This window comes from Parvibaculum sp., assembly GCF_035511255.1.
In the GTDB taxonomy this organism is placed as follows: domain Bacteria; phylum Pseudomonadota; class Alphaproteobacteria; order Parvibaculales; family Parvibaculaceae; genus Parvibaculum.
Map to the genome: position 1 here is coordinate 1 of NZ_DATKFR010000459.1, position 6,322 is coordinate 6,322.

Sequence of the window (6,322 nt, forward strand, 5' to 3'; positions counted from 1 at the left end):
GCGATCTATACGCTGCTGATGATGCAGAACGGCTTCATCGCGGCGAGCGCCAATATCGACGAGATCGATCCGGAAGTAGCCGCCGCCAACATCGTGCGAGAGCGCGTCGACGGGGCGAATATCAATCTGGCGATTTCCAACAGTTTCGGTTTCGGCGGCACCAACGCGACGCTGGCTTTCCAGCGATACAACAGCTGATACGACGATCAGCGAAAAGCAACCGGGCAACAAACGGGTCTAAAACGAATGCACGGGTCGGATCACAAGGCGGGCGGCAAGGGGCTGGTTCTGAGCGGGCCCTTGATGAAAGGGCGGCGCGGCCTGGTGATGGGCGTTGCCAATGATCACTCGATCGCCTGGGGCATTTCGCAGGCGCTGTCGCTGCATGGCGCGGAAATGGCCTTCACCTATCAGGGCGACGCCTTCGGGCGGCGCGTCAAGCCGCTGGCGGAATCGGTCGGCTCGAAGATCCTCCTTCCCTGCGACGTCACCGACAGCCAGAGCCTCGACACGGTTTTCCGTACGCTGAAAGAAGAATGGGGCACACTCGACTTCGTCGTTCACGCGATCGCCTATTCCGACAAGAGCGAGCTCAAGGGCCGCTATGCGGACACGTCGCGCGAGAACTTCCTGCGCTCGATGGATATTTCCTGCTTCTCCTTCGTCGACGTCGCGCGCCGTGCCGCCGAGATGATGCCGGATGGCGGCTCGATGGTGACGCTGACCTATGAAGGCGCGCAGCGCGTGATGCCGAACTACAACGTCATGGGCGTCGCCAAGGCGGCGCTCGAGGCGAGCGTGCGCTATCTCGCCGCCGATTTCGGCCGCGACGGCATTCGCGTCAACGCGATTTCGGCAGGCCCGATGCGGACGCTGGCGGGCTCGGCCATCGGCGATGCGCGCTTCGTGCACAAGTGGAACAAGACGCATTCGGCGCTGAAGGAGACGATCGAACTCGAGCATGTCGGCGGCGCCGGCCTTTACCTGCTCTCCGATCTCTCGGCTCGGGTGACCGGCGAAATTCACTATGTCGACTCGGGCTACAACATCATCGGCCTGCCGCGCGCCGAAGAGATGAAGACCAGCGACCTCGAAAACGGCAACGGCGGCTGAACCTCCGGAGGCTCCATGCTCACCGGCATCGATCACGTTCAGATTGCCATCCCTGAAAAGGGCGAAGACGAAGCACGGCGTTTTTACCTGGACGTGCTCGGCTTCACCGAAGTGCCGAAGCCGCCGGTTCAGGCGGCGCGCGGCGGCGCCTGGTTCGAACGCGGGCCGCTGAAGCTCCATCTCGGTGTCGACAAGGATTTCCATCCCGCGACCAAGGCCCATGTCGCCTTCCTGACCGACGATCTCGACGGCCTTGCAGCACGCGCCCACGCGGGCGGCTACAGGCTCGCGGAGGATGTGCCGGTCGAGGGCTATGACCGGCTGTTCGTCTTCGATCCCTTCGGCAATCGCATCGAGTTGATGCAGCCGAAATGAAAAAGGGGCCAGATCGCTCCGGCACCTTTTGCGATATTCGCCGCGTTCAGTAGTAGAAGAGATTGAGCACGATCTGCGAGATCAGACCGCTCTGCTGCGAGACGAGATAGACGTTGCGGTCGGCGCGCACCCAGACATAGCCGCGCGGCGGCTGCTTCAGGTGATAGGCGCGGTAATCTATCACATAGGCGCGATCCCGATAAAAGGACTGGGGCATCTTCTGTCCACGCGACCAGCTCCTGTGGGCATCATAGCCCTTGGGCGCCTTCCAGGCCGGGCCGCGCACGGCATCGTATTTTCTGCCGTTGTAGCTGTACTGGGGTTTCGGTGCGGGCTTCGTTTGCGCCTGGGGCTGGGGAGCCTGGGGTTTCGGCGCCTGCTGCGATCCGTGGTTCTGGGGGCCCTGATTTTGCGGGTGCGGGGTCTGGCCGTTGTGAGGCTGACCGCCATAGGTCTGGTTATTCGGCGCCGCCACGGCGGGAGCCGCCAGCATGGACAAGGCGATCGCAACTGCAAACATGCGTTTCATGTGAGTCTCCTTTGGTGACCCGGGGCGAAAAATTTCGCTTCGATGAAACGGAGCCTAAGACGCCCGACCTGAACCCAAACTGAAAGCCGCCGGCAGTCTTCCTTCATGTACGGAGCAAACAAGAAGGGCGCCGGATTGCTCCGGCGCCCTTGTTTTTCATATCGAGTGAGGCTCAGTCGCGGTTGCGACGACGGCCGCCACCGCCGCCTTCGCGCTTCTCGCGCGGCTGCTCGGCGGGCTCGTTCTCATAGACGATCTCTTCGCCCGTCTCCTGATTGACGTGCTTCATCGAGAGGCGGACCTTGCCGCGCTCGTCGAAGCCGAGGAGCTTCACCTTGACCTTCTGGCCTTCGGCGACGACATCCGAGACTTTCTCGACGCGGTTCGGGGCCATCTGCGAGATATGGACGAGGCCGTCGCGCGGACCGAAGAAGTTCACGAAGGCGCCGAACTCGACGACCTTCACGACCGTGCCTTCGTAGATGTGGCCGACTTCCGGCTCCGCGACGATGCCGCGGATCCAGTCGATCGCCTTCTTGATCGAGGCGCCGTCGGAGGACGCCACCTTGATCGTGCCGTCGTCGGAAATGTCGATCTTCGCGCCCGTCTTTTCGACGATCTCGCGCACGACCTTGCCGCCGGTGCCGATGACTTCACGGATCTTGTCGGTCGGAACCGTGATGACCTCGATGCGCGGCGCATGTTCGCCGAGCTCCGAACGCGCCGTCGTCAGGGCCTTGGCCATCTCGCCCAGGATATGGACGCGACCGCCCTTCGCCTGTTCGAGGGCCTGCTTCATGATGCCTTCGGTGATGCCGGTGATCTTGATGTCCATCTGGAGCGATGTGACACCCTCTTCCGTACCCGCCACCTTGAAGTCCATGTCGCCGAGGTGGTCCTCGTCGCCGAGAATGTCGGAGAGCACCGCGAAGCGCTCGCCTTCGAGGATCAGGCCCATGGCGATGCCCGCCACCGGACGCTTCAGCGGAACGCCCGCATCCATCATCGAGAGGGACGAGCCGCAGACGGTCGCCATCGAGGAGGAGCCATTCGATTCCGTGATCTCGGAGACGAGGCGGATCGTGTAGGGGAACTCGGTCTTGGGCGGCAGCACGGCGCGCATCGCACGCCAGGCGAGCTTGCCATGACCGACTTCACGACGGCCGGTGAAGCCGACGCGGCCCGTCTCGCCGACCGAATAGGGCGGGAAGTTGTAATGCAGCAGGAAGTTTTCCTTGTAGGTGCCTTCCAGCGCGTCGATGAACTGCTCGTCCTCGCCGGTGCCGAGCGTGGCGACGACCAGCGCCTGCGTCTCGCCGCGCGTGAAGAGCGCCGAGCCGTGAGTGCGCGGCAGGATGCCGACTTCCGAAACGATCGGGCGGACCGTCTTCACGTCGCGACCGTCGATGCGGATGCCCGTATCGAGGATCGAGTTGCGGACGACATCGGCCTCGAGCGCCTTGAAGACGCCGCCGACGGTCGCTTCGGGGACCGCGTTGGCGTCTTCCGGATTGCAAAGCGCAGCCTTGACCTTGTCCTTCGCCTTGGCGAGGGCTTCGTGGCGTTCGCCCTTGTCCTTGAGGCCGTAGGCGGCGCGGACGTCGCTTTCGGCCAGCGCGCGGACCTTGCCTTCCAGTTCCGACTCGTCCTTCGCTTCGAAGGCGCGGGGTTCCTTGGCGCATTTCTCGGCCATGCGGATGATCGCGTCGATCACCGGCTGGAAGCCGCGATGCCCGAACATGACGGCGCCGAGCATGACGTCCTCGGAAAGCTCCTTGGCTTCCGATTCCACCATCAGCACCGCGTCCGTCGTGCCGGCGACGACGAGATCGAGATCGCTCTCGACCATCTCGTCGATCATCGGATTGAGCTTGTATTCGCCGTTGATGTAGCCGACGCGTGCGCCGCCGATCGGGCCCATGAAGGGCAGTCCCGAAATCGTCAGGGCGGCGGAGACCGCGACCATCGCGACGATGTCGGGATCGTTCTCCATGTCGTGGCTGACGACGGTGACGATGACCTGCGTCTCGTTCTTGAAGCCCTTGGCGAAGAGCGGACGGATCGGACGGTCGATCAGGCGCGAAACGAGCGTTTCCTTTTCGCTCGGACGGCCTTCACGCTTGAAGAAGCCGCCCGGAATCTTGCCGGCGGCGTAGGTCTTTTCCTGGTAGTTCACGGTCAGCGGAAAGAAGTCGAGGCCGGGCTTCGGCTTCCTCTCGCCGACGACGGTCGCGAGCACGGAGGTCTCGCCATAGGTCGCGAGCACGGCGCCATCGGCCTGGCGGGCGATCTTGCCCGTCTCCAGGACGAGCGTACGACCGCCCCACTCAATTTCTTCGCGTGTGATATCAAACATATCTATTTCCTGTTCCGCGCCGCCGCGTTTTTCGCGTTCTTGCCACCATCAGGCGGACGGCGCTCATTTCTGCCGCTGACGTCGCGGCCGGACATATACGGGGCGTCTGCTCGCGAGGGCGCGTTTACTTGCGCCACGCGTAATCACCGAGGGACCTCAAGCCGTGAGACGACGGCAGAGAGGACCACCCGCGAGCATTGCTCCGTCGACGGACGATTGTCTCTTCGGACCGGGAAACACCGATGGCCGGCGAGGTCGAAGCCACGCCGGCGCATGCGGTGTAAAATCCCGGGTCATGGGGAGAAGTGATCACCCCGTGTTTACCTCCGGATTCCCAGTCGGGAAATCAGGGACTCGTAACGCTTCTGGTCGTTCTTCTTGACGTAGTCGAGAAGCGAACGACGCTGGCTCACCATCTTCAGAAGGCCGCGGCGCGAATGGTTGTCCTTCGCGTGGCCCTTGAAATGCTCGGTGAGGTTCGTGATGCGCTCGGTGAGGATGGCGACCTGCACTTCGGGCGAACCGGTGTCGCCTTCCTTGCCGGCGAATTCCTTGATCAGCTGAGCTTTACGCTCGGGCGTAATCGACATCGGGATCTCCTATGGATCGAGATTAAAGACACGCACGGGCTTAAGCTCGCCCTGGCAATACTCGGTCAGAGCCACCGGGTCTCCCCGGTGTGTCGCCAGAACCGGCCCCGACAGGATCGGAGCGTCGCGCCCGCGCAATAAAACTCCCTGGCCCCGTCTCAGACGGGAGGCATCGTCGCTGCTCAGGGCCAGGGCCGGGATGTCGTCCAGCGCGGTCTCAAGCGGCAGCAGATGCTCCAAAAAGGCTTCGGAAGCGGGCGCAATATGGCCGAAGCCCATCAGTTTATCCAGCGGAATTGCGGCTTCCTCGCGGAAAGGGCCGTGGAGGGTCCGCCGCAACGCCGAAACATGGCCCACGGTGCCGAGCGCCAGCGCCAGGTCGCGGGCCAGCGAGCGAACGTAAGTCCCTTTACTGCAAAGGATTTCGAGCTCGGCATGGTCGCCATCGGGGCAGCCGAGAAGGTGCGCCTCGTGGATCGTCACAGGACGGGATTTCAGTTCGACCGCCTCGCCGGCGCGCGCCAGATCGTAGGATCGCTCGCCATCGATCTTAATGGCCGAGTAAATTGGTGGGACTTGTTCGATTTCGCCGGTAAACCGTGGAAGCATCGCTTCGATGGCTTCGGCGGTCGGCCGGACGGGACTCGTCGCCGTCACGGCGCCTTCGGCGTCGTCGGTCGCGGTCGCCTCGCCGAAGCGGATCGTGAAGCGATAGCGCTTCGAGGCATCGATGATGAAGGGAACGGTCTTTGTCGCCTCCCCAAGCGCGACGGGAAGGACCCCGCTCGCCAGCGGATCGAGGGTGCCGGCATGTCCCGCCTTCTGGGCGTTGAAGAGGCGGCGGATGCGCGAGACGACGTCCGTCGAGGTGAGGCCCAAAGGCTTGTCGACGACGACCCAGCCCGAGATCGCCTCACCCTTTTTGCGCCGTGACATGGACGTTCAGTCCTCGTCGTCCGCGTCGATCTCCTCGCCCGCGTCTTCGGACGCCAGATCGCGCGCGACCTTCGGCGAATGCAGAAGCCGATCGACCGCCTCGGCGCGGTCGAAGGAGACGTCGGGCTCGAAGGCGAGGTCCGGCATGAACTTGAAGGTCACTTCGCGCGAGAGCTGACCGCGCAGATAGGCGCGGACGCGGGTCAGCGCGGTGGCGATCCCGGTCGCATCGCCGCCACCCAGCGGCGCCACGAAGCAAAGCGCATGCCGCAGATCCGGGCTCATGCGCACTTCGGAAATCGTGATCGGCCGGCCCATCAGATCCGGGTCCTGAATGTCGCCGCGCGCGACGATCTCGGCGAGCGCACGCCGCACGAGTTCGCCAGCACGCAACTGACGCTGGCTCGGACCGCGCGTCTCGCG

General features: G+C 63.6%; 7 protein-coding genes and 1 pseudogene. 3 read left to right on the forward strand and 5 right to left on the reverse strand.

Annotated elements, in window-relative coordinates; translation table 11 throughout:
- From VMR03_RS17115 to VMR03_RS17125, 3 genes and pseudogenes are all read left to right on the forward strand, one after another.
- A pseudogene (locus tag VMR03_RS17115) lies at positions 1 to 198 on the forward strand (beta-ketoacyl-ACP synthase I); the annotation flags it as partial.
- A gap of 48 nt (positions 199 to 246) precedes the next feature.
- Positions 247 to 1,113 (forward strand): enoyl-ACP reductase FabI, encoded by an 867-nt coding sequence (gene fabI / locus VMR03_RS17120; RefSeq protein WP_325407361.1) that lies wholly within the window; start codon positions 247 to 249, stop codon positions 1,111 to 1,113.
- Positions 1,114 to 1,128: 15 nt separating this feature from the next.
- Positions 1,129 to 1,488 (forward strand): VOC family protein, encoded by a 360-nt coding sequence (locus VMR03_RS17125; RefSeq protein ID WP_325407363.1) that lies wholly within the window; start codon positions 1,129 to 1,131, stop codon positions 1,486 to 1,488.
- A gap of 46 nt (positions 1,489 to 1,534) precedes the next feature.
- On the opposite strand, the gene VMR03_RS17130 is transcribed toward VMR03_RS17125, so the two are convergent.
- From VMR03_RS17130 to rbfA, 5 genes are all read right to left on the reverse strand, one after another.
- Positions 1,535 to 2,017: an RcnB family protein gene (locus VMR03_RS17130; protein ID WP_325407365.1), complete on the reverse strand. Its 483-nt coding sequence runs from the start codon at positions 2,015 to 2,017 to the stop codon at positions 1,535 to 1,537.
- A 172-nt stretch (positions 2,018 to 2,189) separates the two neighbouring features.
- Positions 2,190 to 4,373: a polyribonucleotide nucleotidyltransferase gene (pnp, locus tag VMR03_RS17135; RefSeq protein WP_325407367.1), complete on the reverse strand. Its 2,184-nt coding sequence runs from the start codon at positions 4,371 to 4,373 to the stop codon at positions 2,190 to 2,192.
- Between the two features lie 320 nt (positions 4,374 to 4,693).
- A complete protein-coding gene (gene rpsO, locus VMR03_RS17140; protein ID WP_325407369.1) occupies positions 4,694 to 4,963 on the reverse strand; it encodes a 30S ribosomal protein S15 in 270 nt (89 codons plus the stop codon).
- 9 nt (positions 4,964 to 4,972) lie between these two features.
- A complete protein-coding gene (truB, locus tag VMR03_RS17145) occupies positions 4,973 to 5,899 on the reverse strand; it encodes a tRNA pseudouridine(55) synthase TruB (RefSeq protein ID WP_325407371.1) in 927 nt (308 codons plus the stop codon).
- A gap of 6 nt (positions 5,900 to 5,905) precedes the next feature.
- The coding region (rbfA, locus tag VMR03_RS17150) for a 30S ribosome-binding factor RbfA (protein WP_325407373.1) at positions 5,906 to 6,322 on the reverse strand (417 nt) is incomplete at its 5' end.

Excerpts from the sequence above, each read along its gene's own strand:
- truB (WP_325407371.1), bottom strand. The coding sequence starts at position 5,899 with ATGTCACGGCGCAAAAAGGGTGAGGCGATCTCGGGCTGGGTCGTCGTC.
- rpsO (WP_325407369.1), bottom strand. The coding sequence starts at position 4,963 with ATGTCGATTACGCCCGAGCGTAAAGCTCAGCTGATCAAGGAATTCGCC.
- VMR03_RS17125 (WP_325407363.1), top strand. The coding sequence starts at position 1,129 with ATGCTCACCGGCATCGATCACGTTCAGATTGCCATCCCTGAAAAGGGC.
- pnp (WP_325407367.1), bottom strand. The coding sequence starts at position 4,373 with ATGTTTGATATCACACGCGAAGAAATTGAGTGGGGCGGTCGTACGCTC.
- VMR03_RS17130 (WP_325407365.1), bottom strand. The coding sequence starts at position 2,017 with ATGAAACGCATGTTTGCAGTTGCGATCGCCTTGTCCATGCTGGCGGCT.
- fabI (WP_325407361.1), top strand. The coding sequence starts at position 247 with ATGCACGGGTCGGATCACAAGGCGGGCGGCAAGGGGCTGGTTCTGAGC.